The organism is Lysinibacillus cavernae (assembly GCF_009724685.1).
GTDB lineage: Bacteria > Bacillota > Bacilli > Bacillales_A > Planococcaceae > Lysinibacillus > Lysinibacillus cavernae.
Window position 1 is genome coordinate 53,088 of the sequence record NZ_WMEF01000002.1, and the last position, 25,892, is coordinate 78,979.

A 25,892-nucleotide genomic window follows, 5' to 3' on the forward strand; every position below is an offset into this window, starting at 1 on the left:
AAAATCATCCTAACATTGGAGTATGCTCCAAGGTCAAGGTACTTGATGAAAATAATTGAAAAAAATGAAACGGTCATACAAATGGGCTATGAATCACTTTATCTTCAAAAGGTAGGAAGCGGAATGATTCAGTTAAAGGCAGAAAGAGCAAAGCAGTTAATATCCCTATTAGGTTTAGAAGAATCTTAACAAGTCTCTGTTAAAGAGGCTTGTTTTTTGTTTAGGAGAAAACTATAGTGAAGGGACCATGTTAAAATAACCTATCGACTTCTCAAAGGATTCTTAGGCTAAAATACACAGGAAAACTCATCATTAGGAATAATTGCTTAATTATGAAAAAATAAATGAGTCCTAAGAATTGTAATATTTTGTGAGCGAAGGTAGTATTAAAGAAGTAAGGGTGAAGATGAGGAGGGGTGGAATGAACACACAAGAATTTGAAGAATTATGGATTACGCTAAATGAATTATATAATGCAGATCGCTTTTTAGAATATATAGAAATAAGTAGTGTTGCAATCGAAAGTGCCATTAAGCTTGGCATGTATGATAAGGCTATCCTACTACTACGTTATAGTTGTGCCAGTTATTTTCAAACGGGTGATCTACAGCTTTCCATAAGTGTCCTTGAACAATATCGTGAGCTAACGTTTCAGCATGGCAATGACATTGATTTAATTCAATACTACAATTTAGCAGCCATTTATTGGGGGACATTCGGTCATTTAAAGAAGGCTGAAGAATTGATGCTGAAGGGCTTAAAAATTGCTGAAACGATTCATCATGTGGAGAGTATGGGGAAAATTAACAATAACCTAAGCGATTTAGAAATTTCCATGGGCAATTATCGTACAGCCAAGGAATTTGCCTTAAAGAGTCTTTATTATTCAAATGCGTTTGAAGTGAAGCATAAAGAGCCCTATACAGGGATTATATATCCAAAAACGAACCTGGCTGTTGCGCTTATTTGGCTGGAAGAATTTGATGAAGCGAGCGTACTCTTACAAGAATTGTTGGCAACGATTCAAGACCCACCTTATTCGAAAGTACAACTAGAGGTATTCAATGCGTTTGCCCTACTATGCGAGAGACAAGGGCGTATCAGTGAAGCCATTGATTTATACCAAAAGACGAAACATTATGCTTTGCAAAACAATGATTTGTCCTTGCTTCAAATAATTTATAGTTCTTTAGTGAAGCTAATTGAGGATCAGGGGAATAAAATCGTGTTATGTGCTGTGCAAAAAGAGTTTATTAATATTTTGTTAGAAATTCAACGTGAAAACTATTCACATGTATTGTTTGAAATGGAATACAACGATCATAAAAAGCAATTTGAAAAAAACGCCTACATTGATCCACTGACGAATATCTACAATCGACGCTATTTTGATGAAAACGCAAAAAAAATGATTGAAAAAGCCGCTGAAGACCATCAGCAAATAGCTTTTATGATGGTGGATTTAGACCATTTTAAAGTGATCAATGATACGAATGGTCATCTATTTGGTGATGATGCTTTGACAATTACAGCAAAAGCATTAAAGGACTATTTTCAGCCCCTTGAGTCTATCGTGGCACGTTTCGGTGGAGATGAGTTTATTGTACTCAGTCAAGTAAAGGAGGGTGAATCGGTGAAATCATTGGCTAACAATCTTTATCAAACTTTAACCTCATTGTCACTCACGGTTAATAATGAAACGGTTCATCTAGAATTTAGCATTGGAGTCAGTACGAATAATCAAGGTAAAATTACAAAAGTGGAAGAACTAATCAAACATGCAGATGAAGCACTTTACAAGTCAAAACGTAATGGTCGTAACCAAATTACACACTATAATCATTATTGTAATGTGGGAAATGGTATATAAATAAGAGAGAGGCAAATTTTAGTTAACGCCTCTTTCTTTTAAGGTTGTAACTAATGAAATGGATTGATAATGCCATAATAAACGATATCTTCATAAGCACCATTTTTATATACATGTTGTTTTAACGTTCCCTCATAGTGCATGCCACATTTCTCCATAATTTTGCCTGATGCGGGGTTGGATTGAAAATACTGGGCATAGACACGATGATATTGTTTTTCTTTAAAGGCAAACTCGATGATGGCTTGGGCTGCTTCTGTTCCATAGCCATTTCCCCAATAGGGCTCCCCAACCCAATAGGCGATTTCTCCTTTATGGTGTTGTTGATGATTTGACAATCCTATCGCTCCATATAATTTTCCGCTGCGCTTGTTTGTAATAGCAAATTCGTATAGTTTATCCGCTTCAAAGTTTTGTTGATGATTGGCAATCCATGCCAATGCACAATCTAACGTATAGGGATAGGGTAAATTCAGCGTGCTTTTGTACAGAGCAAAATTGTTACAAAGTACACTTACTTCAGGTGCATCTTCTTCTGTAAAAAGTCGGAGTAATAAACGCTCTGTCTCTATCGTTTTTTCTGCTGGTCGATAAATCATGGGATACCTCCTTCATAATAGTTGAATTCATTATAACACTAAATTAATCCAAATAATGGATATATAGTTTTAATATCTTGAAACAAGATAAATGTTTATTGAAAAACGATAAATAATATGGTAAATTGAACTGGAGAATAAATAAAAGAGGTGCGTAAGATGAAACGAGAAACGCTCTTTTTAAAGATTGCTGTTTTTCTAATGGGATTGCCAGTTCTTGCCTTATGTATAGTGGTGGTGCCTCGTGTTGCTATGGGAGCAGCATCGCATTTTCCAAAAACAACTTTCTTTGCTGTTATTGGTGCCTATGCAACGGCAATCGCTTATTTTGTTGCCCTATATATGACGATCAAACTTTTAAGCTATATTGATCAAAACATTGCATTTTCAGAGCGATCAGTGAAAGCTTTAATCAATATCAAATACTGTGCAATTATCATTAGTAGTATATACGTGGTAGGCATGCCACTGATATACTATGTGGCGGAAGTAGATGATGCCCCTGGTCTTATTATTATCGGAATGGTCATCTTTTTTGCTTCCTTTGTCGTAGCAGTTTTTGCTGCTGTGCTTCAAAAGCTTCTAAAAAATGCCATTGATATCAAATCAGAAAATGATTTGACAGTTTGAGGTGAATACTATGGCGATGATCATTAATATTGATGTAATGCTGGCGAAACGAAAAATGAGTGTAACAGAGCTTTCAGAAAAAGTTGGCATCACGATGGCAAACCTTTCTATTTTGAAAAATGGCAAGGCCAAAGCCATTCGTTTTTCAACATTAGAGGCAATTTGTGAAGCGTTAGATTGTCAGCCCGGCGATATTTTGGAATATCGTAAGAACGAAAATACGCAAGAATAAGAATCTGCTTTATGCAGATTCTTACAGACCGTTGACAAAAGGAATCGAGAAGTTCACACTCGATTCTTTTTGTCATTTTTTCTTCTTCAATATGTTTAAACGTACTCTTCAAGCATAAGTACTCTTTTAAGCTACCTGCCATTCCAAGTAGCCAGTTTTTTTAATTTCGTGGTAGCAAAGTAAGCATCCGCAGAGACATACTCAATAGTTTTCTTTACGCGGATATATGAAAGAAAAATCAATAGCAGCCTCTAGCTATGATTCTTCGTCATATGGTTAATCACCTCGAAAATTTACTTTTTATCAACATATGAATAAGGAGTTCTTTATGTAGAAGTTGATTGGAACGAAGGGCGGCGACTCCTGCGGGAAAAGCGGGAAAGTCGAGATCCTGGACTGAGCGGAGCGAGGGAAGCAGCACGCCCCCGCCCGCGGAAAGCGTCCGCCCGTAGTGGAAATCAACGGCTTTACTTTATTTCAATGTAAAAGAAAAAAGACTGTAGGCAAAATCAAAATTCGTTGAGTTTGTCTACAGTCTGAAAGATTCTGCTTTATGCAGATTCTTTTTTTTGTAGAAATAATTGCCATTATAAGTAGTCCTATGCTACGATTAGTGTATGAATTATCGACAGGCAGTCGGTCAATTGTAAGGAGTTGTCGTGATGAGAGAAATGAAAAAAGCAGAAGAACGTAGAAATGAAATATTAGATGCAGCAGATGCGTTATTTGCACAGAAGGGTTTTGACGGCACTAGCACAAGTAATATTCTTGAAAAAGTGGGCATTGCGCGAGGGACACTTTATTATCACTTTAAGTCGAAGGAAGACATTATGGATGCACTCATTGAGCGCTATACAAACACGATGCTAGCAAAAGCAAAAGCGGTTGCTACAGACACGAGCATTGCTGTTAATGAGCGCATATTGCGTGTTGTTATGGCATTAAACATGCAAAATGAAACCGGTGGTCAGGAAATGATGGAGCATGTTCATAAGCCTCAAAATGCATTGATGCATCGAAAAATCCAGCAGGTGGTCATCAACCAAGTACCGCCAATACTTGCTGCCATTATCCGTGAGGGCATTGAGCAAGGTATGTACCATACGCCATATCCTTATGAATGTATGGAAATGATTATTGCTTATACAAATACTGTCTTCGATGATGATATGGTGTTGATGACCAATGAGGAACGAGCTGCCCGCATCCCAGCATTTATTTTTAATGTGGAACGAATGCTTGGTGTGGAAACGGGTAGCTTGCTTTACATGATGCAAATGTTTGGCGAGGAAGGAGAAGGCGGTACGAAATAATATATTTTGGGTCTTGTTAGGTTTGACGGCAGTTAAAAACTTCCAAAGAGGTGACCTATGTATAGTAAGATTGTGCGCAATGATATGGCTAATAGCAAGCTAATTACATGTATGACAACACTATTTGTGGCAGCTGCAGCAATGCTTATAACGCTCTCGGCAGTGCTTATCGTCCATTTATCTGGAGCGATTGATACGCTGATGAAGCAAGCAGAAACGTCTCATTTTCTACAGATGCATTCGGGTGCTATCGATCAAGCAAGGCTTACTGAATTTGCGGAGCATCATGACCGTGTTGATGAATTTCAGATAAATGAATTTCTCAATGTTGATGGCGCAAAAATTAGCATTGCAGGCACTACACTGGCACATAGTGTACAGGACAATGGCTTTAGCACGCAAAGCGAGAAATTTGATTATTTACTTGACCTTGATGGGCATGCGATAGAAGTGGCAAATGGTGATATTTATATACCTGTAGGTTATTTGAAGGACGGCACTGCCAAACTGGGTGACACTATGATGGTCAATAATAAAACATTTACGATTGCAGGATTTTTAAGAGATTCACAGATGAATTCCATGCTGGCTTCCTCGAAACGATTCCTTGTCAGTGAGGAGGATTATACAGCGATTCAAAAAGCGGGTACGATTGAATATTTAATCGAATTTCGATTAAAAAATTTGTCTGATTTAAAGGACTTTGAAGAAGCATATATACGTGCAGGGCTAGAAGCGAATGGACCGACCATTACGTTCTCCCTCTTTAAAATGCTGAATGCCCTATCTGATGGACTGATGCTTGCTGTGATTCTCCTGATCAGCATCCTTGTAGTGGCAATAGCTTTCATGTGTATCCGTTTTACATTGCATACTAAAATCGAAGAGGATTATCGAGAAATCGGCGTGATGAAAGCGATTGGCATACGCGTTGTGGATATACAGAAAATGTATCTTGCTAAATATGGCGTTATTGCGGTAATTGGCTGTGTGCTTGGTTTTGCCTTTTCATTCTTGCTTCGAGATCTGCTACTAGAAAATATCCGTTTATATATGGGGGAAACGGATAATACCTCACTTGTATGGATAATCACAATCATAGGTTTGTTACTTGTATTTATTACTGTGATGGCTTATGTGCAATCGGTTTTGAAACAATTTCGCAAACTATCAGCTACTCAGGCTATCCGCTTTGGTACAACATACGGGAAAGCCCGCCATGCAAACTATTTGAACCTCAGCTCAAACAAAATGCTTCCGATCAATCTCTTTCTCGGGATGAAGGATGTGCTTTCACGAAAAAGGTTGTATGCCACAATGCTTACAGTCCTACTATTGGCAACTTTTATCATCATCGTACCTCAAAATTTATACAACACGATTTCCGCCAAAAGCTTTATTACGTATATGGGAATTGGCAATAGTGACATCCGTATCGATATTCCACAAGGTAATCAAAATGCTCAGCATGTAGCAGCTGTAGTCAAGACGCTAGAACGTGACACAGCCATCACAGATTATACAGTTTTAACGACAAAGAAGTTCACAACCATTGCAAGTGATGGAGCGGAAGAAAGCCTGAAAATAGAGCTTGGTGACCATACAATTTTCCCTGTTGAATATGCACTAGGACGGGTGCCTGTTGCACAGAATGAAATAGCGCTATCTGTGCTCAATGCACAGGAGCTTCATCTAAAGGTTGGTGATGTTATTCCGCTGGTCATCAATGGTGAGAAGAACAATCTGACAGTAAGCGGTATTTATTCAGATATTACAAATGGCGGTAAAACAGCCAAGGCAGCTTTCTCTGATCGTTCAGCGGAAAGCATGTGGAGTGTCGTCTATGGAACGATGGCAAATCCTTCGCAGGTCGAAGAAAAGATAACGGAATATGTGGATACATTTCATTTTGCCAAAGTATCAGGCATTAATCATTATATCAATCAAACATTTGGTACGACCATTCACTCCATCGGAAAGGTTTCTATTGCAGCACTTGTTATGGCACTCCTGCTATGTGTGCTTGTCACGCTATTATTTATGAACATGTTGATTGCTAAGGATCAAACTTCCATCGCTATCATGAAATCAGTAGGCTTTACAAATGTAGATATTTCCAAGCAATATATAGCGCGTTCCGTTTTTGTTTTACTGCTGGCCATTGTAATGGGAACGTTCCTCGCTAACACACTAGGAGAGTTCCTGACAAGTATGGTCATTGCATCATTTGGTGCGGCTGCATTTGAATTTACCATTAATCCACTAGCAGCCTATGTTTTTTGCCCTTTAGCCATCATTAGCGTCGTTCTTGTAGCAACGTTATTAGGTACTTTAAGGGCAGGGCAGTTAAAAATAATGGATCATATAAAGGAGTAGATCATGAAGAAACTAGTGAGTGGTGAACAAATAACAAAGTCATTCCAGGTAGGCAATGAACAGCACCATGTTTTAACGAATGTATCAGTCGATCTATATGAAGGGGAGTTCGTTTCCATCATGGGACCTTCAGGTTGTGGCAAATCGACACTCTTGTATGCACTCAGTGGGATGGACAGCATTGATCGGGGTCGGGTTATGTTTGATGGCATGGATTTAACGTCACTTAGTGACAAGGAGCTTGCGGATTTGCGTAGAACGAGGATGGGCTTTGTGTTTCAGCAGCCAACCTTCCTGAAAAGTTTAAATATCCTTGATAATATTCTTTTACCAGCAATGCGTGACCAACGAAAAAATGTGGTAGCTTTGACGGAAACAGCTAAAAACATCATGAAAAAAATGGGGATTGTCGACTTGGCAAAGCGTGATATTACGCAGGTTTCTGGCGGGCAGCTTCAGCGTGCAGGCATATGTCGAGCATTAATTAGCAAGCCTCAACTGATTTTTGGGGATGAACCAACAGGCGCTTTAAATTCAACGTCTGCACAGGAAATTATGGATCTATTAGCCTCCATCAATACAGAGGGAACAACGGTTATGCTCGTGACACATGATCCTAAAATTGCCGCAAGAACGGAGCGTATTCTCTTTATGTGTGATGGAGCCATTGTAAATGAAATGCGATTGCCAAGATTTACAGGCGCTGGTTTAGAAGATCGAATGATAGCAATTACAGCTAAAATGCGAGAAATAGGTATTTAAAAGCTGACTTGAAGAAATCCGTAATGGCCTAGAAAGCGATAATTACGGATTTTTTTATTTTTTTATGAAAAAATGAATCGCAATGGCATCGGTGTCCGTCAGTAGTGTGGAAAGAAGGTGATAGCAATGATGGATATTGAAAATATAATCGAGGAGCACGGTGATTACTTACTAAAGGTTGCCTATATATATGTGAAAAATCAGACGACAGCGGAAGACATTGTGCAGGATGTGTTCATCGCCTTTTATCAAAAGCAGGAACAGTTTCGTCAGGAAGCATCATTGCGTACATATTTAGTAAAAATGACGGTCAATCGAAGTCATGACTATTTACGGAGTTGGAAAAGTAAACGGCTGACACTGTTTGAAAAGATTACAGGACGCACAACGACTGTAACACCGGAGAAAGAGATGCTAGAGAAATCCGTCAAACAAGAATTAACAGTGGCATTGTTTACATTATCAGTAGCCTATCGAGAGGTCTTGATTTTGTATTATTTTGAGGAGATGTCGACAGTGGAAATCGCGCAGCTAGTTTGTTGTCCAGAAGCAACAATACGCACAAGATTACAGCGAGCTCGCAAACAGCTGGCAACAGCAATCGGTGATTTTGATTGGGAGGTGCTACGTCATGAATCAATTTAAAGAGGATATGTTAAAGGAGCTACAAGATGTCAAGCTCTCACAGCAGCGTAAACAATTAATCGCTGAAAAAGCTCGACGAACAGGAAAACGCAAATCAGATGGTCAATGGACGTATCGTCTTGTGCTAGCAACCTTTACTGTATTTGTCATTGGCTTTAGCTATATTTTAACGCAGCAGAAAGAACAGCGTACTACAGGTCATCAAGCTGCCAGTCTACAGTCAGAAACTTGGCACTGGTGGTCACTATTGGACTCGGATTATGTAAGAGGAGTTATATTACTAGGCATATTTATAGGTGCCACTTTTATGGTGAAGCGTCTTTTAGTGAAAAAAGGCTATGGGCTACCTGTTTGTATTGAATGTGGGGAGAGCTGGTCTGAGAAGGATGCGCGTAAATTGTCTCGCAAAAATGGAGAAATAGTATGCCCGCATTGTGGACAAAAACAGTATCGAACAAAAAAATCCATGCAGATGGGTGGGGTACTGTCAATGCCAATTCCATTTTTCCTTATGCTACAGCATGTTTTCCATCATTTTTTCATCGGCATTATATTCTTTATAGCGGGGATGATTATTTTCTATTACCAATTAGTGCCTTATGTGTATAAACTGCAAGAAAAAGACCCAATGAATGAGCCTTTATGGTAATCATGTTGAAGGGAAATTGCTATCGTATTCTAGCAATTTCTTTTTTTAGTCTAAAATAGATTGACAACGGTTTTCATTTGCTTTATCTTTGTGTTAACTTATTTTTATTATTAGTTAACGTACAAGGGGAGGCTTTTACATTGAAAAAGGGAAGTACATATCAATATGTGTTAGCAGCATTTGGCGCTGCGATTATTGCGGTTCTTGCACAGGTGACTATTCCGCTACCACTTATTCCAATTACAGGACAAACATTAGCTGTGGGTATCGTCGTGACGATTTTAGGGACAAGACTAGGTTCGCTATCGGTGCTGCTCTATATGTTATTAGGGGCTGCAGGTTTACCTGTATTTAGTGGTATGTCAGGAGGACTGGCAATTTTAGTTGGACCAACAGGGGGATATATCGTAGGTTTCCTTGCAACAGCGATCATTATGGGCTTATACTTAGATAAATTTGGTATTACATTTGTCCATGCGATTATTGCGAATATCATCGGGATGATTATCACATTAGCGTTTGGTACAGTGTGGTTAAAAATTGTAGCAGATTATACATGGACAGCTGCCTTTATGGGTGGTGTCGCACCATTTATCGTAGTTGGTATCGTTAAAGCGGTATTAGCAGCGTGGATTGGTGTCACTGTCCGTCGACGATTAGAAAGTGCACATTTAATTGAAGCTACAGCATAGGACATAGGAGGAATTGTTTTGGCAACATTATGGACAGGTGGAAAGATTTACACGATGGCTCAGGTTGGTGAAACAGTGGAAGCAGTCCTTGTAGAAGATGGAAAAATTGTGGCGACAGGCTCAGTGGAGAGCTTGTCGCCACTAGCTACTTCTATCGAACATTTACAAGGCAACGTGATGTACCCAGGCTTTGTCGATAGTCACTTACATATTATTGGTTACGGTGAAAAGCTCAAACATATTGATGTTTCAGCCGTCACAAGTAAAGAGGCGTTACTAGAAAAGCTGCAAGAGCGTATGTCCAATGCCACTGCACAGGAATGGGTCATTGCGATTGGACTAAATGAAAACCAATTCGATGAGCCGATTTTTCCGACATTAGCGGAGCTAGATGCACTTGGAGAGGCCCATTTAATCATTAAACGTAGCTGTCACCATTTAATTTTAGCCAATTCTAAGGCACTCGCATTTGCAGGGATTACCAATACTACGTCTTCCCCAGAAGGTGGTGTCATTGACAAAGTAGATGGCCAGCTCACTGGTGTGCTAAAGGATGCCGCATTGTATTTAATTGTCAATCATATGCCGCATATTACACCTGCCTATATTGAAGACGCTTTGGCAAAAGCGGTGACCTCGCTACAATCTTATGGTTTAGTGGGGGGGCATTCAGAAGATTTAAGCTATTATGGACCACCAAGCCAGCCGATTCAGGCTTATCGCAAAATAGTGGAGGCACAGCAATCCTTTAAAGTACATTTATTACAGCATCACACGGTTTTTGAAGAAGTCGCGAATATGGATTTAGCACCATCGCCTTACTTGGAGTTTGGCGCTATGAAAATTTTTATTGATGGAGCCTTTGGTGGTCGAACAGCTGCACTTCACCAACCTTATTGTGATGATCCAGAAAATGCAGGGATGCTCATTCATACAACGGAGCAATTAACAACATATGTTCAATTGGCACGTCAATATGGACAAACTGTTGCCGTTCATGCGATTGGCGATTTAGCGATTGACACGATTTTAGCAGTCTTTGCGGCCCATCCACCTCACAATGGTCAGCTTGATCGAGTCATTCATTGTAGCTTAGTCAATAATGAAATAGTTGCCAAGCTTACTAGTTTGCCTGTTGCCGTGGATATGCAACCACAGTTTGTACAAGGGGAATATCAAGCTGAACTGTCGAGACTGGGAGAGAAGCGAGCACAGGGGTTACATCCTTTAAAGTCGCTTCTTGACCGAGGACTCATTGTGGCAGGGGGCAGTGATGCGCCAATCGAAGTACCAAATCCACTTCATGGTATTTATGCCGCTGTCACAAGGAGAAATAGTGGCGAAACACATGAGGGCTATAATGCACAGGAGAAAGTTTCACGTTTTGAGGCAGTGCATCTGTATACGGTAGGCGCCGCTGAAATTATCGGTCAGCAACATGCCCGTGGCAAAATAGCGGAAGGCTATGCAGCAGATTTTACGATTTTGAAAGAGGATCTATTTTCTGTAGCTATTGAGCAACTACCTCACATTCAAGTGGCGTGTACGGTTGTGGATGGCAAAATGGTATATGAAAATCGCTGCGAGGGGTAACCTTTGCAGCGATTTTTTAGTGAAGCTATTTTCTGTCTGTTAAATTTTCTACTTGTTTTTCTAAGCTCGACACACGTTCTGTTAAGTCCTCTACTTGTTGTTGCATGGTTGGTGGAGGAGGCATAGGAATAGTCGATTTCATTTTTTTAATCATATGAATCAGGACGAAAAAGATAGCTAAAAACATACATAAAATAACAATCGTACTCATTATATCGCCAAGGTTAAATTTCATGATTGCGCTCCTTTCTCTCGTAGTTATCTAGTTATTTACAGGGTAACGTCCCGAAAAGTTTCAAGAAAATGGAGAAAGTCACGATAAATACACAAATCCTCCTCCTCTAAGTTGCATATGCTACTTGAACAAATTGCTATTTTACTTGCTTTGAGTACTGTGCTATAGCTGTAATAACATACGTTAGTAGAGAGCGATTTTAACAGCATGACAGGGGTGAGTATGTGCACAAGGCAGGACAAGTAATGCGACAAGCTGTCCACAATATTTATGTCTATCGGTTAGATTATGTACAGGTTTTCGCATTGATTAGAATCTTTCAGTTTTTATTGATGATCCCTGTAACCTCTATCGTCTTGAAGCTCATGCTACGAGTAACAGGGTTTACACATATTACAGAGCAAAATTGGCAAAGCTTTGTGGCGCATCCCTTTGTGATCATGATGATTTGTTTATTAATTTTGTTATTTTTATTATTTGTTTATTATGAAATGGGCTTTCTATTTTTAATGGCCTTTCATCAGCAAAGGGGAATGCGCTATCGATTTCTTCCTTTATGGCAGCAATTGAATCGAAAGGTTGTATATTTTTTTAGTATCCAAGTCTTATTTTTAATTGTTTATCTTGCTCTATTAATGCCATTAGCTTCCTTTATGCTACCACTCACCTTAACTCAATCCATCTCACTTCCACATTTTTTAACAGAAGAAATCATGAATAGTCGAGCTGGTAGGTTAGCGTACGCTACAGTGGCAAGCATCTTGGTGATGATAGGCATTCGTAGTATATTAACCTTACCTATTTTCACAATCCAACCAAACATCTCTATCTTACGCTCATTCAAACAAAGCTGGCGGTTTTCAAAGCGAGGTTTATTTGAATTGGTAGTATTACTGGCGATGCTGTTAACAGGTCATCTTCTGATGATGCTAGGCATTACGGTGATCAGCACGTTTCCACTTTATTTGATGGAGCGTTTAATGCCAAGTGCCGCACTGGTCACGGCTGGGCTGACACTCGCCTTTTTGGAAATGGTCTTTGTGGTGCTTTTCAGTTTATTACAGGCGATGTTTTCACAAGTCATGGTCGCCATTACCTATAATACGCCTGTGCTAGGCAGAGTCAAAGCTAGTAAACACAGGAAGCGGCGCTATAAGCCGTTGCTATTGATTGGTTTTATCGTTTTTATCGTATTAAGTATGATGAATATCAATTCATTAGAGAAAAGTGTTTATGCACCTGACACGAAAATTATTGCGCATCGAGGTTATGTAGCTGGCAATGTAGAGAACACCATTAGCGGATTAGTGAGCGCAGCCAATGCAGGGGCAGATTTAATCGAAATCGACATTCAGCAAACTGTGGATGGCGAATTTGTCGTGTTCCATGATCGAACATTACGACGACTAGCAGGTAAAAATGGCATGATCGCGAATATGACTTTGAGTGAGCTAAAAACAGTAACGATTCATCAAAATGGCTTTAGCGATAAAATTGCTTCATTAGATGATTGTATTGAAATTGCCAAAGCTTTAGATGTGGCATTATTAATAGAATTAAAGGTGCATGGTAAAGAAACGGAAGATGTGTTACCTAAATTAGTAGAGAAGCTACGAAAGTACAAGGTGCTAGATTCGTACTATGTGCAATCCGCTGATGGGCAGAAAATGACACAGTTAAAAAAATTGGTGCCTAATCTGCGAGTCGGCATTGTCTACGCACTCAATATCGGGCCATTGGACGAAAATGTTGACTTTATCGCATTAGAGGAATCGTGGGTAACGGAGCAACTCATCGAGGAGTTGAAACAGCACCCAACGGATTTATTTGTCTGGACACTCAATGATGATCGTTCATTGCAGACCTTTATTGAGAAAAATGTCAGCGGAGTCATCACAGATCATCCAGACGTCGCCCGTGAATTAAGGACAAAACAAAGCGAACACCAATATTTCTTACAACGAGTCCTGAATCGATTGAGATTTATATTTTGAGCAAAGGTCCCCGGGCAAGGAGAATACTCGCTGGCGAGAGGTGAATACCCGCGGAGAAGAAGCGAATACCCGCGAGTGAGGGGTAAATACCCGCGGAAGAGAAGCGAATACCTGCGAACGAAGTGTGAATACTCGCGGAAGAGGTAAATGCCCGCGAACGAAGTGTGAATACTCGCGGAAGAGAAGTGAATCCCTGCGAACGAAGTGTGAATACTCGCGAAAGAGGTAAATACCCGCGGAAGAGAAGCGAATCCCCGCGAACGAAGTGTAAATACCCGCGGAAGAGAAGCGAATCCCCGCGAACGAAGTGTGAATACTCGCGGAAGAGGTAAATGCCCGCGAACGAAGTGTGAATACTCGCGGAAGAGAAGTGAATCCCTGCGAACGAAGTGTGAATACTCGCGAAAGAGGTAAATACCCGCGGAAGAGAAGCGAATCCCCGCGAACGAAGTGTGAATACCCGCGGAAGAGAAGCGAATCCCCGCGAACGAAGTGTAAATACCCGCGGAAGAGAAGCGAATCCCCGCGAACGAAGTGTGAATACTCGCGGAATCGAACCAAATATCCGCGAGCGAGGTGAACCCCCGCAAAGTAAGGATTCATCTGCTCACAAGTGAAGAAAAGGCGCTCCTTCAAATGGATACAATAATCGAAATAAAGCGAGGCACCGAAAAATTTTGATCAGGTTGTAACCTTTTTCATATAAACACGACTACTTCTATGAATTCGTGATATGAAGGAGATGCTTTTTGTATGAAAATGACGAAAGTTGTACCATTTGCTATGTCAGCATTATTATTAGGGGGCGCAATTGGGGTGCCAACTGCATCAGCAACCGAGGGAGAGGCTGTTGTGACGAACGCGGAAAATACGGAGCAACAAGTTCAGCCAATCTTTATTAAAGTAACAGGCACAGTTGAAAACGTGGATGTAAATGAAAACGCAACATACTATACAGTGATTGATGGTGACAATACAAATATTGTAATCGTTAATAAGGATTCGTTGGTTTTCGATAATACTGGGAAAGAAGTAAAGCTTCAAAAAGGGGATAAGGTGTCGGCTTACTCTTATGCGAAAAAGCCTATGCTTGCGATTTACCCACCACAATACAGCCCAGAAGTGATTATTGTTGAAACAGAAGAAATGAGCAGCGTGGAAGTTGATTTCTTCAATAAAGATTTAGTAGATACTGAAAACAACTTAAAATTAAATGTTGGGGAAGACACTAAATTAGGGAGTGCTTCAGGTAAGGATGTAAAAGTGGCAGATTTAGCAGAACAGCACTTAGTCGTGTTCTACACAATTGCTACAATGAGCATTCCTGCACAAACACCGCCTTCAAAAGTGATCGTTTTAGATAACATAGAGAAGGAAATGCCAGTTGAAGTAGACCCAGAACCAACACCAGAACCATCAGATTCTGCTGTTCAAGAAATCATCAATAACGACTTTTACGATGTCGAAGGTACGAAAATGGTTCCTTTACGATTAATTGCCGAAGAACTTGGCTTTAAAGTAGAAGTAACGCAAAAAGGTGCCATCGTTTCTAAAGGCGCACTATCTTACACAATTACACGTGGTCAAAAAGAATATGGCTACAATAAAGCGCTTCGCCAATTTAAAGTAGCACCAGCTTTATTAGAGTCTGGCAAAACATATGTACCAGTTGAATTCGTAGAAGAATTAATGAAATAATCTCATTGAAGTATCTAGCAATTTGCTAGATACTTCTTTTTATATTTTCTTCCAATGGATAATTCTGTACAATAAAAAGGGAAAAGTCAAAGCATAAAGGAGCACTCTATGAAACAAGCACTCATCATTATCGATATACAAGAAGCCTTTTTTCTAGATAGCCAACAAAATCTTTGGAACGATGAAGCCATTATCAAAAATATCAATACGGTAATTACATGGGCGCGTCACAACGAAGTACCGATTATTTTTATTCAGCATACAGATGCCAATGAAGACGATGATTTCGCGTTTGGTCAGCCTGGGTGGGCGCTGTATCACGGACTTCTTAGACAGGAACAAGATAAAGTGATTCAAAAAACAACTTGGGATGCCTTTTATCAAACAGAGCTTGCACAATATTTAAAGGAACAGCACATCGACCAGTTGATTTTCGCTGGCGCTCAAACAGAGTTCTGCCTTGATACGACAATCCGTAGTGCTTTTAGTCATGGTTACCATCACAATATTTTAGTAGAAGATGCCCATAGCACTTTAGATAGTCACGTACTGGCAGCTCCACAAATCATCCAGCATCATGAATCCGTCTGGCATAATCGTTTTGTTCAAATTCAGCCAATAGGAGGGCTCCAAAATGCTGATTGATCAGCAAGCGTTTCAAATAAAAGGGCTGTCATATACCATTCGCTGTGCGCAACTAGAGGATGCCCAAGCTTTATCGAATTTGCGTTACCAATTAGATGGTGAAACGGAAAACTTCGACCGAGAACAAGGCGAGGCGTTCATCGATAAAGCAGGCTTCGAGCAGCTTATTCTAAATGATACAAAAAGCCAAAAAAATCTGTGTTTAGTAGCGGTTGTTGCTGATCGAATCGTTGGATTTTCAAGATGTGAGGGCTCCTCATTAAAAAGGCTGGCACATAAAGTAACATTTGGGGTAGGGGTCAGTAAGGATTATTGGGGTTATGGCATTGGGAAAGCCTTGTTACAAATATCCATCGACTGGGCAGATGCCAATGGTATACAAAAAATGGCACTAGAAGTGCTGGAAACCAATGGAAAAGCCGTGCAGCTTTATGAAAAATTAGGCTTTGCAGTGGAAGGTATTTTAAAAAATGATAAGCGCCTTGCAGATGGTAAGTACTATCACACAATCATTATGGGAAGATGGCAAGCATAGCTAAGAAGGAACACGTATGACTAATTTTATGTATATTTTTTGTTTAATTGTATGGGGTCTTAATTTTATTGCGGTGAAAATTCAAGGAACTCCAGTAAGTCTAGAATTATCTTTAACCTATCGTTTAGTAATGACAGCTTTATTATTTTTAATACTTGCTTGGATTATGAAACCAAAAGGTAAACCTCAACAACACGATGTCCCTTTTATCATCGTTTTTGGCGTTTGTAATTTTGCATTTAGTTATTTAGCTCTGTATTACGCTACGATGTTGAGCTCTGCTGCCATCGTCACGTTAATTTTTTCATTAAAAGTAATATTAACGCCAATCGCTCTTCGGATTTTTCTTAAAGAGCCATTGCATCGTCGCGTTCTAATTGGAGGTATTCTCGGCGTAGTAGGTGTTGGCGTGTTAATTTATCCAACTTTACATAATTTTTCGGGATTGGCTGATTTAAAAGGGGTCATGATTGCGTTTCTAGGTACTGTACTGACGGCCATCGGTGATGCAAGCTCTGCGAGAAATGCGAAGCGTCATATTAATCCGATTTATGCTAATGCCATTGGTTTCGCAGTTGGTAGTGTGGTTATGTGTAGTATTGTCTGGATGCAGGGACAAAAAATCATGATGCCAACATCCATTACCTATTTATCGGCACTCTTATATTTAACCGTTATCGCATCTTTTCTTGCATGGCTATTTTATTTAAAACTAGTAGAAAGAATCGGCGGGGCTAAGAGTGGCTATATGGTAGCTTTATTCCCAGTGATTGGTGGCATTGCGTCTGTTGCCATTGGTGAATCAACGCTGAGTATTTATTTAATCATAGGCTGTCTTTCCAGCTGTATCGGTGCTGCGATTGCATTAGGTTTTAAAATTAAGCCTATTTTACGATGAACGAAAACCTCCTCCCCTTCATAAAATAGATAAGAACGTTTGAAAAGGGTGATGGACAATATGTCATTCATAGAAAAAGAAGAAGATCATTGGGACATTGATCGTTGGGAAAATGATGGTGGCAGAAGTCTGGAGGCGTAAGGGAGGCAAATTTGTCTCCCTTAAAAAAATTTGAAACCTTTTTTCTTATTGCTCGTATGAATAAGTAGACAAATATTAATTGTTAGATATGAAAAAAGGGAGAAATGATTTTTTTGAACTATTGAACAAAACGATTACTATTGATTATTTACGTGATTGTCATTGCGGATGCCTATTACTCAACATTGTATATGGAACCAAAAACACCACCGCAATATCAAACAATCAAAGCATCTGCTATTTCCGTTAATATACTACGGTAGCAAACCTCACAAAAAGAAACGGACAACCCGTCGTTTGAAGCCTAGTTCTTTCAAGCAATTTCTACAGAGGATTACCAATGAAATAATGACACGAGTAAAGTATTTAGAAGTTCGAACACAAAAGCGCGTCTTTTTACGATATCAACAGCTGCGTTGCTGACGCCCTGTAAATTTACAGGGTGTTTTTTTAAGGAGAATGAAGCAAATGAGCATGGCAACCTACATAGGATTAAATTTCCCAGTTGCAATAAATGACGACTATATGGAAAATGAAGTTGAAATAAGAGGGGTTTTCCTTGATAGCGAAGATTGCCAAATACTACAGCATAAACATTTTACAACGCCATTTCTTTATGAGCTTGAAACAAAAGGGGACCCCCTTTGGCAAATGCATGACGAAAATAAAGTACATTCTCCACATAACTATGAAAAATCCACAAGAACTTTTCTCCATGTATGTGATTTCCTAAAAGATTTACTGCCAAAAGGAGATTTTTGCGAGATTTACGTTTGCTGGATGGGAGAAGAAGGAGAGGACAGCGAAAAGAAATTTGAGCTCATGTTAGACCAACGCCCAATCGTCCAGCTCGAAATTAATGAGAAATGCTTGATCACAATAAAAAATTAAAAGTTTTTAATAACCGCACTGGTAGGGCAAGAATTTTCTCAGCAATCAATTGTTTATCTCCCTAATCAACCAATTCCATCTCGGGAGAATTGCTTGTACTCTTTATCTTGGAGAAAAATTCTGTTAGAACGATATTTCGAAAAGACCAGCTTCTTAATTTATCCTTCCTTAGATTGACAGTAATATTCCTGAAATTATCTAAAGTGCACGTAACACTTAATAACTCTTTTTGCACAATATCCCTCTGAAAGCTGCTTGTTCTTCGTATACGTAAATGCTAGAAGAGCTATATTTTCACTGTACTCATTGATTAACCATTCAACTCGCTCCTCCTTATTTAATTCTATACCTTCTTCAAATGGCATCCTTATTTGTTCACCCTTTCAACTATTAGATGGAACAGGCACAAGTTGTTGTAATGAATTTACTATAATTTCTATTTTTGGTAACCGAAGTAATTAAGGGGGGGAGAATAATGAGAACAATTCAACTCTTAGGCTATAAAGTGATTGTCCATATTGAGCAAACAAAAGAGCTCTATGCACCATTGCCTCTTATTTCTGATAAAGAGCATTGTGGATGTGAGGATTGTAGTTATTATGTAAAGGGTATTGTGCATACATCACCTGCCATCCAACAATTTTTTCAACAGTTTGGCATTGACCCGAGAAAACAGGGGGAAATTTGGAAAGCGGCTGATTATAGTGATGGTACTCGTTTATACATCGTTGAGTACTATTTTGTTGGAAAGGTAGAAGATACCGAGCAAATAGGTTGGATTGAAATGGAAAACGCTAAATTTGCATTGACGAATGTATCTGAATCATTACCGAATATAGAAGTAGAATCTATTATTGCATTAACAGGTGAAATTATTATGGATAGTTGAATTACCTTTATGTGTATATAGAATCACTAGGCTATATCAATAAACATAGCAATCAAGTGAGGAATGGGAATTGAGAGAAGAATTTACATTAGCCACGTCGTAGTGTGATTTACTACGACTAATCTTGGAAAGGCAAAATAAAAGGACTGGGGCTAAATCCCAATCCTACTTATACTGGTATTCAAACTATTTTACATTCGGATAAATCATTGTTGCAGGGTCTACATATTCATCGAACTGTTCTTCAGTTAGTAATCCACTTGCGATGGCTGCTTCTTTTAAAGTCGTGCCTTCATTGTGTGCCTTTTTCGCGATTTTTGCTGCGTTTTCGTAGCCGATATAAGGGTTTAATGCTGTTACAAGCATTAATGAGTTTTGTAAATTATGATCTAGCACTTCATTATTTGGTTCAATACCTACAGCACAATGGTCGTTAAATGATTTCATTGTATCAGCTAATAGGCGAGTTGATTGTATGAAGTTATAAATGATAACTGGTTTAAAGACGTTTAGTTCAAAGTTCCCTTGTGAAGCGGCGAAGGCAATTGTGGCGTCATTTCCGACTACTTGTGTAACAACCATTGTCATAGCTTCACTTTGTGTAGGATTTACTTTACCTGGCATAATCGATGAGCCTGGCTCGTTTTCTGGAATCGTGATTTCACCTATACCGGAGCGAGGCCCACTTGCTAGCCAGCGAACGTCATTGGCAATTTTCATTAAATCAGCTGCTAATGCTTTTAATGCGCCATGGGCAACGACTGCTTCATCATGGCTTGTTAAAGCATGGAATTTATTCGCAGCTGATGTAAATTGTTTGCTTGTTAGCTCACTAATCTCCGCAGCTACACGATCACCAAATTCAGGATGAGCGTTAATACCAGTACCAACCGCTGTTCCACCGATTGCAAGCTCCTTCATATAGTCAATGTTTTGGATAATCATGTGCTCTGATTTGGCAAGCATGGCTGCCCAGCCACTAATTTCCTGACCTAATGTAAGAGGCGTCGCGTCCTGTAAATGCGTACGTCCAATCTTAATAATATCTTTGAATTGAACAGCCTTGTCTTCTAAAGTTGATTTTAATAGACGAAGTCGTGGTAATAAATAATCTTCCACTTTTAATACAGCTGCAATATGCAATGCCGTTGGGAAAGTATCATTCGAGCTTTGTGATTTATTGACATCATCATTCGGATGAATACGATCAGCTTCACCTGCATCTTGTAATAGTTGGTTAGCGCGGTGTGCAATCACTTCGTTAACGTTCATGTTGGACTGTGTACCACTGCCTGTTTGCCAAACAACAAGAGGGAATTGATCGTCCCATTGACCATTTAAAATTTCATCTGCAGCCTGTACGATGGCATTCGTTTTAATAGCAGATAGCTTACCTAGTTTATGGTTAGCAATCGCGGCACTTTTCTTTAAAATCGTCATGGCTTGCACGAGCTCGATTGGCATTTGTTCCGTACCAATTTGGAAATTTTCTTTACTGCGCTGTGTTTGCGCACCCCAAATTTTATTGGCAGGTACTTTTATTTCACCCATTGTGTCTTTTTCAATACGATAATCCATGTCAAAACAGCTCCTTTATTATGTAAAATTCTCCTACGTATACAGATAAAAACGGATACTCTTAGTCTGATGTAAGAATATCCGTTTGATACATGCTTATTCAAAAAAGAGGGGGATTCTGATATAAGCAATTTGGAGATAAGAAATAATCTATTGATAATGATAATTGTTATCAATTAAAAAGTCAACGGTTTTGCTTGAGGAAATTTAATGATGAGAATATTTCGCATTTCGTTATCTTTTTTATTCCCGTACTATAGATAGAATAAACAGGATGTTGAAAGGTTATCTCTTTTTCTTTCCTATTTCTTTAAGTGGCTGCTTTTTAGGGATTTTTTCGAACACAATCTTCACCTGAAAATTGTATTCATCCATTTGAAGCACTTCCAACACCTTTGCCTTACGTCCTTTAATTCTAATATCCTCTTCCACAGTAGGGAGTTTGACGAGCAATTGGCTTAAAACGGACGTCTTATTTTCATAAAAATGAGTCACAAACATGGCGATTCTCCTTCTAACATTTGATTGTTACTCAATTTATGAGCGAGGCATAGCAGATAGAACTTTTGTTGAGGTCATCAATTTCGAGTGAAAACTTAGTTGATCGAGGAATTGGTGGTATAAGGAAGTTTGTTTAATGAAATAATGAAGGCGATTAAAAAATGAGAAAATACACTTGAAAAGGACGCAAGGTGATCAATCAGTAAAAGTTTCCGCGCAATAAAGCTTCTATCGGAAAAACCACGCCATCTATTCAAGGCGCTCGCCACCAATCATTTTATATGAAAATCAAAAATGTGACATAATTCTACGTCTAATAATTGCAACTTTCGACATATCTTTTATTTATTTCTCGGGAAATATATCATAGGTATTTGAGGAAATAGCAGGGACTTCGTGAACAGTTTCAGGCAATAATTTTGCTAGGGATTCTGGTGGGGTCATTAATAGAAATTATAGTGAGTTTATGATTTGATTGACTATTGTTATTTTTTATCTTCCGAATAGATAGGTGAATTACGTTTCAGCAACGATGATGTTCGTTATAATAAGAGAAAGGAGGAAACGCGATGTATCTAAAATCATGTAAGGTGTTACAGGATACGATTCCGAATAAACAAATGTATCCTTTTAATATCCCAAGCTTGCAGGAATTACACGAGTTGGAGTTTCCAACAAATGTGACGTTCTTTGTTGGGGAGAATGGCTCGGGCAAATCAACATTACTAGAGGCGATTGCAGATCGCTGTGATTTTAATACGGCGGGTGGTGGTCGTCAAAATTTATATGAAGTACATAAGGCAGAGTCCTCACTCGGTGAATATATCCGTTTGTCGTGGTTGCCGAAGATTTCGAATGGATTTTTTCTTCGTTCGGAAACATTTTATCAATTCGCCAGCCATATTGATTTGATAGAAGACCCAAGAAGATATAACGCTTTTGGTGGGAAATCTCTACACCATCAATCCCATGGTGAATCCTTTCTTGCATTATTTATGAATCGTTTTAAAGGCAAGGCTATCTATTTATTGGATGAGCCTGAGGCAGCATTGTCTCCAACAAGGCAGTTGAGTCTTTTGAAAATTATAAAGGACTTAGAACATGAGGCACAATTTATTATTGCCACACACTCACCCATTCTGCTTGGCTATCCCAATGCGACGATTTATAGTTTTGATAATGGAGAGATTGAATCGATTCGCTATGAGGATACAATTCATTACATTGTCACCAAACGTTTTTTGAGTGCACCACAATCCATTTTAAGTGAGTTATTTGATGAGGAGAGGGAATCATGAATCAACGTAAAGGCTTAGTCATGCGAGAAATTCGATTAGATGAAATGGCACAGTCCATTGATTTACTGAATTATGTATTTCAAATGTCTATGTCCATTCACAAGGATCGTCGTTTTGTGAATGCTAAAAGTAGACAATTTAATGAGGGGCATGCTATCGGCTGGTTTGATGGTTCACAGCTTGTATCGCAAATTCTAAGTTTGCCATTTGAGGTCAATGTGCATGGCAAGATTTATGAAATGGGTGGTATTACAGCGGTAGGGACATATCCTGAGTATTCGGGTCATGGCTTAATGGAGAGCTTGATTATTGAAAGTCTGCAAAGAATGCGAAACGAAGGGCAATGTATTTCCTATTTATTTCCATATTCAATTCCTTATTACCGCAAAAAAGGTTGGGAAATTATGAGTGATATTGTGGAGTTTCAGGTAAAGGATACGCAACTTCCGCATTATGCTGGGCTCAATGGGAAAATTCGTCGTGTCGATCCAAAGCATGAGGATGTCGTGGAAATCTACGCACGCTATGCAAAAAAAACACATGGGGTGATGGTGCGCAATAGTATTGCTTGGAATGAGAAATTTCAGGAGGATTTCTGGGAGGAAAAATTCATCGACAGTGATGTCAACCTTCAAGCAGCAGTCTATTACGATGAAGAAGATGTGGCGCAGGGCTATATGTTTTATCGTATTATGGAGGAAAATTATTACATTGACGAAATCGTCTATTTGCAGGAAGAGGCTCGCAAAGGTTTATGGAATTTCGTCTCTGCTCATGGCTCGATGGTTTATAATGTCTATGGAAAAACAACGGGAAATGAAGCGGTGGCCTTTTTATTAGAGGACAGCGAGATTATTCAAAAGGTTTCGCCTTATTTCATGGCGAGAATTGTTGATGTGAAAGAGTTTTTATTGCGCTATCCGTTTGTTGGTCATGATTTCGAGCTACAGTTAGCTGTCAGTGATCGTATTGTGGCTTGGAATAACGGCACATTCATTATCAAAATGAATGGTGGCAAGTTAGCTGTTCAAAAGGTGAGTGAGACTTTGAACGACAATGCGGTTCATTTAACGGTCCAAACATTGGCTACTATGCTGTTAGGGTACAAACGCCCGAACTATTTAGAAAAAATTGAACGTTTACAGGGGCGTGCTGAGGAAATTGCGTTGCTAGAAGCCGTGTTACCAGTGGGCATCCCGACATTTATTGATTATTTTTAGGATGTATCAAGAGTGAGGGGAAAGCCATAACTTTGTTGGTTATGGCTGCCAGGCCTCTTTTAATCGTTCGACACCTAGATTAATTTCTTCCATCGTTAACTTACTAAATCCTAATTGTAACATTGGTTGCTCAGCTGTTTCATGGAGAAAAAAGGGGCTAGTTGGGTAAACCTTCACACCGTAAGATGCCGCTCGTTGGATTAACTGTTGTTCTGAAAGTGGAGATAGGATCTTCACTAGAACATAAAGCCCAGATTGTTCACCTAAAATAGTCACTTGCTGACCGAATTGTCGTTGTAGCTCCTGAACAAGGTGCTGCATTTTTTGTTTATACGTCATTCGCATCCTTTTAATATGGCGTGTCCATTCCCCTTGAGCCATAAATTGTGCCATCGTTCGTTGGTGGAGGGACGAAGCATTTTGTTCAAATTGAGCAAATCGCTCTTTAAATGGCTGCACAAGCGCATTCGGTAACACCATATAGCTTAATCGCACGCCGGGTAAGAAGGATTTTGAAAATGTTCCTAGATAAATTACCCGAGAAGGGTCGATGGAGGCAAGGGCAGGAAATGGCTGCTGTGAATATCGAAATTCTCCATCATAGTCATCCTCAAGAATAAAGCCATCTACTTGTTGAGCCCATTGTATTAATGCTTGTCGCTGCTGAATGTTCATGGACACACCGTACGGAAAATGGTGTGACGGTGTGACATACACTAGTCGTGATTGACAGTGTGTTAATACATCAAGTTGTGCACCTGTCTCTAATACGGGCATTGCCTCTATGCTAAAATGATGCAACTGGAAAGCCTCACGCGCGCCGTTATAGCCAGGGTCCTCCAATAGTATACTTGGGAAATGGTCTTTCAATAAAAAGCCAAGATATAATAGCATTTGCTGTGTGCTACTGCCGATTACAATATTTTCTATATTGGTAGAAACACCCCTAGCTTGTAGTAGATATTGAACAAGCTGCTCCTTTAACAATGGGTCTCCAAACATTTCCCCATATTGATAGCATGATGGTTCCTGTAATACTTGATTGGACATTTGGCGCCACGTTTTCATTGGAAAGTGCTGCTGATCGACAGCCCCTGCTCGAAAGTCAAAAAGTAGCGATGTAGTGTTACTTTTGGGCTGCGACATAATTGGCTGTTCCTGCTCCTGTAAGAATACCTGCTCTAGTGCATTGACAAAATAGCCTTTCCGTCCCTCGCCACGTATGTATCCTTCTGCCACAAGCTGTTCGTATGCGGTTAACGTTGTGTTACGACTAACCTGCAGTGTCTCTGCTAGTTTTCGAATAGATGGCAGAGAATCATTTGGAGTAAGAGTTCCTTGTGTTATCAGTACTTTGATTTGCTGATAAACCTGTTTATATTTAGCCTCTTTTTCATTAAATAAAAAGATAAAATTGTCCAATAGAGCACCGCCTTGACATGTTAAAATGTTTGAAACTGTTTCTTTCGAAATGTCAGATTATTTATTACCATCATACAAGAAGGACAACGATAAAGAAATGGGGAATAGAAACATGAAAATTTGTACAGTGACACAGGCCACAATAAGGGAAGTCGTGCCATTATTTAATGCCTATCGAGAATTTTACGGTCAGCCATCGGATTTAAAGAAAGCCGAGCTGTTTATACAGGAGCGTGTTGAGAATGAAGAGTCAATTATTTTTCTCGCGTATCAGGAGGAGGAGCCAGTAGGTTTCGCTCAGTTATTTCCTCTTTTTTCATCGGTAGCAATGAAAAGATCGTTTATTTTAAACGATTTATTTGTGGCAAAACATGCTCGACAACAAGGGGTGGCACAAGCTTTAATGGAACAATGTTATTCGTACTGTCGACAGGAGGATGCTCGTTACATGATGCTCGAAACAGCGACAGATAATGAGAATGCACAGCAGCTCTATGAGAAGATGGGTATGACGGTCGATAAAAGTGTGTACTATTATAGTATTTATTGGTAAAAAAACGTTCTGAAATCCGCCATTGTAACTTGA

Annotated in this window: 27 protein-coding genes; 22 read left to right on the forward strand and 5 right to left on the reverse strand. The window is 39.4% G+C overall.

What is annotated here, in order from left to right:
- The first annotated feature begins 45 nt into the window (after positions 1 to 45).
- Together GJU32_RS04580 and GJU32_RS04585 are read left to right on the forward strand one after the other, a co-directional pair.
- Complete coding sequence (locus tag GJU32_RS04580) at positions 46 to 189, forward strand: hypothetical protein (protein WP_155590774.1); 144 nt, start codon at positions 46 to 48, stop codon at positions 187 to 189.
- A gap of 232 nt (positions 190 to 421) precedes the next feature.
- Positions 422 to 1,870 (forward strand): tetratricopeptide repeat-containing diguanylate cyclase, encoded by a 1,449-nt coding sequence (locus GJU32_RS04585; protein ID WP_155590775.1) that lies wholly within the window; start codon positions 422 to 424, stop codon positions 1,868 to 1,870.
- Positions 1,871 to 1,920: 50 nt separating this feature from the next.
- On the opposite strand, the gene GJU32_RS04590 is transcribed toward GJU32_RS04585, so the two are convergent.
- Positions 1,921 to 2,469, reverse strand: coding sequence for a GNAT family N-acetyltransferase (locus GJU32_RS04590; RefSeq protein ID WP_155590776.1), 549 nt, complete (start codon positions 2,467 to 2,469; stop codon positions 1,921 to 1,923).
- Between the two features lie 159 nt (positions 2,470 to 2,628).
- On the opposite strand from GJU32_RS04590, the gene GJU32_RS04595 reads away from it, so the two are divergent.
- The 9 genes from GJU32_RS04595 (at position 2,629) to GJU32_RS04635 (ending at position 11,361) form a co-directional block, all read left to right on the forward strand.
- Positions 2,629 to 3,099 carry a DUF2975 domain-containing protein gene (locus GJU32_RS04595; protein WP_155590777.1) on the forward strand — a complete coding sequence of 157 codons (471 nt, stop codon included), beginning with the start codon at positions 2,629 to 2,631 and terminating at the stop codon, positions 3,097 to 3,099.
- Between the two features lie 10 nt (positions 3,100 to 3,109).
- Complete coding sequence (locus tag GJU32_RS04600) at positions 3,110 to 3,331, forward strand: helix-turn-helix domain-containing protein (RefSeq protein WP_155590778.1); 222 nt, start codon at positions 3,110 to 3,112, stop codon at positions 3,329 to 3,331.
- 662 nt (positions 3,332 to 3,993) lie between these two features.
- Entirely contained in the window at positions 3,994 to 4,644 is a 651-nt protein-coding gene (locus GJU32_RS04605; protein ID WP_155590779.1) for a TetR/AcrR family transcriptional regulator, read from the forward strand.
- Positions 4,645 to 4,701: 57 nt separating this feature from the next.
- A complete protein-coding gene (locus GJU32_RS04610; protein WP_155590780.1) occupies positions 4,702 to 7,020 on the forward strand; it encodes an ABC transporter permease in 2,319 nt (772 codons plus the stop codon).
- A 3-nt stretch (positions 7,021 to 7,023) separates the two neighbouring features.
- Complete coding sequence (locus tag GJU32_RS04615; protein ID WP_155590781.1) at positions 7,024 to 7,782, forward strand: ABC transporter ATP-binding protein; 759 nt, start codon at positions 7,024 to 7,026, stop codon at positions 7,780 to 7,782.
- A 126-nt stretch (positions 7,783 to 7,908) separates the two neighbouring features.
- A complete protein-coding gene (locus tag GJU32_RS04620; RefSeq protein WP_155590782.1) occupies positions 7,909 to 8,427 on the forward strand; it encodes a sigma-70 family RNA polymerase sigma factor in 519 nt (172 codons plus the stop codon).
- Positions 8,414 to 9,076 (forward strand): TIGR04104 family putative zinc finger protein, encoded by a 663-nt coding sequence (locus GJU32_RS04625; protein ID WP_155590783.1) that lies wholly within the window; start codon positions 8,414 to 8,416, stop codon positions 9,074 to 9,076. The genes GJU32_RS04620 and GJU32_RS04625 overlap by 14 nt, the downstream gene beginning before the upstream one ends.
- A gap of 140 nt (positions 9,077 to 9,216) precedes the next feature.
- Entirely contained in the window at positions 9,217 to 9,768 is a 552-nt protein-coding gene (locus GJU32_RS04630; protein ID WP_155590784.1) for a biotin transporter BioY, read from the forward strand.
- Positions 9,769 to 9,786: 18 nt separating this feature from the next.
- Positions 9,787 to 11,361: an amidohydrolase gene (locus GJU32_RS04635; protein ID WP_155590785.1), complete on the forward strand. Its 1,575-nt coding sequence runs from the start codon at positions 9,787 to 9,789 to the stop codon at positions 11,359 to 11,361.
- Positions 11,362 to 11,386: 25 nt separating this feature from the next.
- Here the strand turns inward: GJU32_RS04635 and GJU32_RS04640 are convergent, their stop codons facing one another.
- Entirely contained in the window at positions 11,387 to 11,572 is a 186-nt protein-coding gene (locus GJU32_RS04640) for a hypothetical protein (RefSeq protein ID WP_230874934.1), read from the reverse strand.
- 248 nt (positions 11,573 to 11,820) lie between these two features.
- On the opposite strand from GJU32_RS04640, the gene GJU32_RS04645 reads away from it, so the two are divergent.
- The 8 genes from GJU32_RS04645 to GJU32_RS04680 all read left to right on the forward strand — a co-directional run bounded on the left by GJU32_RS04645 (position 11,821) and on the right by GJU32_RS04680 (position 19,287).
- Positions 11,821 to 13,590, forward strand: a complete 1,770-nt coding sequence (locus GJU32_RS04645) for a glycerophosphoryl diester phosphodiesterase membrane domain-containing protein (protein WP_155590787.1) — start codon at positions 11,821 to 11,823, stop codon at positions 13,588 to 13,590.
- A 753-nt stretch (positions 13,591 to 14,343) separates the two neighbouring features.
- Positions 14,344 to 15,288 carry a stalk domain-containing protein gene (locus GJU32_RS04650; protein WP_155590788.1) on the forward strand — a complete coding sequence of 315 codons (945 nt, stop codon included), beginning with the start codon at positions 14,344 to 14,346 and terminating at the stop codon, positions 15,286 to 15,288.
- A 108-nt stretch (positions 15,289 to 15,396) separates the two neighbouring features.
- Entirely contained in the window at positions 15,397 to 15,933 is a 537-nt protein-coding gene (locus tag GJU32_RS04655) for a cysteine hydrolase family protein (RefSeq protein ID WP_155590789.1), read from the forward strand.
- Positions 15,923 to 16,468 carry a GNAT family N-acetyltransferase gene (locus tag GJU32_RS04660; protein WP_155590790.1) on the forward strand — a complete coding sequence of 182 codons (546 nt, stop codon included), beginning with the start codon at positions 15,923 to 15,925 and terminating at the stop codon, positions 16,466 to 16,468. Before GJU32_RS04655 ends, GJU32_RS04660 begins: the two co-directional genes overlap by 11 nt.
- Positions 16,469 to 16,484: 16 nt before the next feature.
- Positions 16,485 to 17,366 carry a DMT family transporter gene (locus GJU32_RS04665; RefSeq protein ID WP_155590791.1) on the forward strand — a complete coding sequence of 294 codons (882 nt, stop codon included), beginning with the start codon at positions 16,485 to 16,487 and terminating at the stop codon, positions 17,364 to 17,366.
- A 281-nt stretch (positions 17,367 to 17,647) separates the two neighbouring features.
- Entirely contained in the window at positions 17,648 to 17,770 is a 123-nt protein-coding gene (locus GJU32_RS23535; protein WP_274381801.1) for a hypothetical protein, read from the forward strand.
- 205 nt (positions 17,771 to 17,975) lie between these two features.
- A complete protein-coding gene (locus tag GJU32_RS04670; RefSeq protein WP_155590792.1) occupies positions 17,976 to 18,398 on the forward strand; it encodes a hypothetical protein in 423 nt (140 codons plus the stop codon).
- A gap of 475 nt (positions 18,399 to 18,873) precedes the next feature.
- A complete protein-coding gene (locus GJU32_RS04680) occupies positions 18,874 to 19,287 on the forward strand; it encodes a hypothetical protein (RefSeq protein ID WP_155590793.1) in 414 nt (137 codons plus the stop codon).
- A 186-nt stretch (positions 19,288 to 19,473) separates the two neighbouring features.
- On the opposite strand, the gene fumC is transcribed toward GJU32_RS04680, so the two are convergent.
- Together fumC and GJU32_RS04690 are read right to left on the reverse strand one after the other, a co-directional pair.
- The gene (gene fumC, locus GJU32_RS04685) at positions 19,474 to 20,865 is read right to left on the reverse strand and encodes a class II fumarate hydratase (protein WP_155590794.1); all 1,392 of its coding nucleotides are present in this window, start codon (positions 20,863 to 20,865) and stop codon (positions 19,474 to 19,476) included.
- Between the two features lie 285 nt (positions 20,866 to 21,150).
- Entirely contained in the window at positions 21,151 to 21,366 is a 216-nt protein-coding gene (locus GJU32_RS04690) for a hypothetical protein (protein WP_155590795.1), read from the reverse strand.
- 569 nt (positions 21,367 to 21,935) lie between these two features.
- Between GJU32_RS04690 and GJU32_RS04695 the strand changes: the two genes are divergently transcribed.
- Together GJU32_RS04695 and GJU32_RS04700 are read left to right on the forward strand one after the other, a co-directional pair.
- Positions 21,936 to 22,664, forward strand: coding sequence for an AAA family ATPase (locus GJU32_RS04695; protein ID WP_155590796.1), 729 nt, complete (start codon positions 21,936 to 21,938; stop codon positions 22,662 to 22,664).
- Entirely contained in the window at positions 22,661 to 23,884 is a 1,224-nt protein-coding gene (locus tag GJU32_RS04700) for a GNAT family N-acetyltransferase (RefSeq protein WP_155590797.1), read from the forward strand. The genes GJU32_RS04695 and GJU32_RS04700 overlap by 4 nt, the downstream gene beginning before the upstream one ends.
- Positions 23,885 to 23,923: 39 nt before the next feature.
- Here GJU32_RS04700 and pdxR read toward each other — a convergent pair whose 3' ends face one another.
- On the reverse strand, positions 23,924 to 25,306 hold the full coding sequence (pdxR, locus tag GJU32_RS04705) for a MocR-like pyridoxine biosynthesis transcription factor PdxR (RefSeq protein WP_155590798.1): 1,383 nt from the start codon (positions 25,304 to 25,306) through the stop codon (positions 23,924 to 23,926).
- Between the two features lie 49 nt (positions 25,307 to 25,355).
- On the opposite strand from pdxR, the gene GJU32_RS04710 reads away from it, so the two are divergent.
- Positions 25,356 to 25,859, forward strand: a complete 504-nt coding sequence (locus tag GJU32_RS04710; protein ID WP_420798367.1) for a GNAT family N-acetyltransferase — start codon at positions 25,356 to 25,358, stop codon at positions 25,857 to 25,859.
- The last annotated feature ends 33 nt before the right edge of the window (positions 25,860 to 25,892 follow it).

Bases quoted from the DNA above. Each gene is read 5' to 3' on its own strand.
- GJU32_RS04580 (WP_155590774.1), top strand. From the start codon at position 46: ATGAAAATAATTGAAAAAAATGAAACGGTCATACAAATGGGCTATGAA.
- GJU32_RS04585 (WP_155590775.1), top strand. From the start codon at position 422: ATGAACACACAAGAATTTGAAGAATTATGGATTACGCTAAATGAATTA.
- GJU32_RS04590 (WP_155590776.1), bottom strand. From the start codon at position 2,469: ATGATTTATCGACCAGCAGAAAAAACGATAGAGACAGAGCGTTTATTA.
- GJU32_RS04595 (WP_155590777.1), top strand. From the start codon at position 2,629: ATGAAACGAGAAACGCTCTTTTTAAAGATTGCTGTTTTTCTAATGGGA.
- GJU32_RS04600 (WP_155590778.1), top strand. From the start codon at position 3,110: ATGGCGATGATCATTAATATTGATGTAATGCTGGCGAAACGAAAAATG.
- GJU32_RS04605 (WP_155590779.1), top strand. From the start codon at position 3,994: ATGAGAGAAATGAAAAAAGCAGAAGAACGTAGAAATGAAATATTAGAT.
- GJU32_RS04610 (WP_155590780.1), top strand. From the start codon at position 4,702: ATGTATAGTAAGATTGTGCGCAATGATATGGCTAATAGCAAGCTAATT.
- GJU32_RS04615 (WP_155590781.1), top strand. From the start codon at position 7,024: ATGAAGAAACTAGTGAGTGGTGAACAAATAACAAAGTCATTCCAGGTA.
- GJU32_RS04620 (WP_155590782.1), top strand. From the start codon at position 7,909: ATGATGGATATTGAAAATATAATCGAGGAGCACGGTGATTACTTACTA.
- GJU32_RS04625 (WP_155590783.1), top strand. From the start codon at position 8,414: ATGAATCAATTTAAAGAGGATATGTTAAAGGAGCTACAAGATGTCAAG.
- GJU32_RS04640 (WP_230874934.1), bottom strand. From the start codon at position 11,572: ATGAGTACGATTGTTATTTTATGTATGTTTTTAGCTATCTTTTTCGTC.
- GJU32_RS04650 (WP_155590788.1), top strand. From the start codon at position 14,344: ATGAAAATGACGAAAGTTGTACCATTTGCTATGTCAGCATTATTATTA.
- GJU32_RS04655 (WP_155590789.1), top strand. From the start codon at position 15,397: ATGAAACAAGCACTCATCATTATCGATATACAAGAAGCCTTTTTTCTA.
- GJU32_RS04660 (WP_155590790.1), top strand. From the start codon at position 15,923: ATGCTGATTGATCAGCAAGCGTTTCAAATAAAAGGGCTGTCATATACC.
- GJU32_RS04665 (WP_155590791.1), top strand. From the start codon at position 16,485: ATGACTAATTTTATGTATATTTTTTGTTTAATTGTATGGGGTCTTAAT.
- GJU32_RS04670 (WP_155590792.1), top strand. From the start codon at position 17,976: ATGAGCATGGCAACCTACATAGGATTAAATTTCCCAGTTGCAATAAAT.
- GJU32_RS04680 (WP_155590793.1), top strand. From the start codon at position 18,874: ATGAGAACAATTCAACTCTTAGGCTATAAAGTGATTGTCCATATTGAG.
- fumC (WP_155590794.1), bottom strand. From the start codon at position 20,865: ATGGATTATCGTATTGAAAAAGACACAATGGGTGAAATAAAAGTACCT.
- GJU32_RS04690 (WP_155590795.1), bottom strand. From the start codon at position 21,366: ATGTTTGTGACTCATTTTTATGAAAATAAGACGTCCGTTTTAAGCCAA.
- GJU32_RS04695 (WP_155590796.1), top strand. From the start codon at position 21,936: ATGTATCTAAAATCATGTAAGGTGTTACAGGATACGATTCCGAATAAA.
- GJU32_RS04700 (WP_155590797.1), top strand. From the start codon at position 22,661: ATGAATCAACGTAAAGGCTTAGTCATGCGAGAAATTCGATTAGATGAA.
- GJU32_RS04710 (WP_420798367.1), top strand. From the start codon at position 25,356: ATGTCAGATTATTTATTACCATCATACAAGAAGGACAACGATAAAGAA.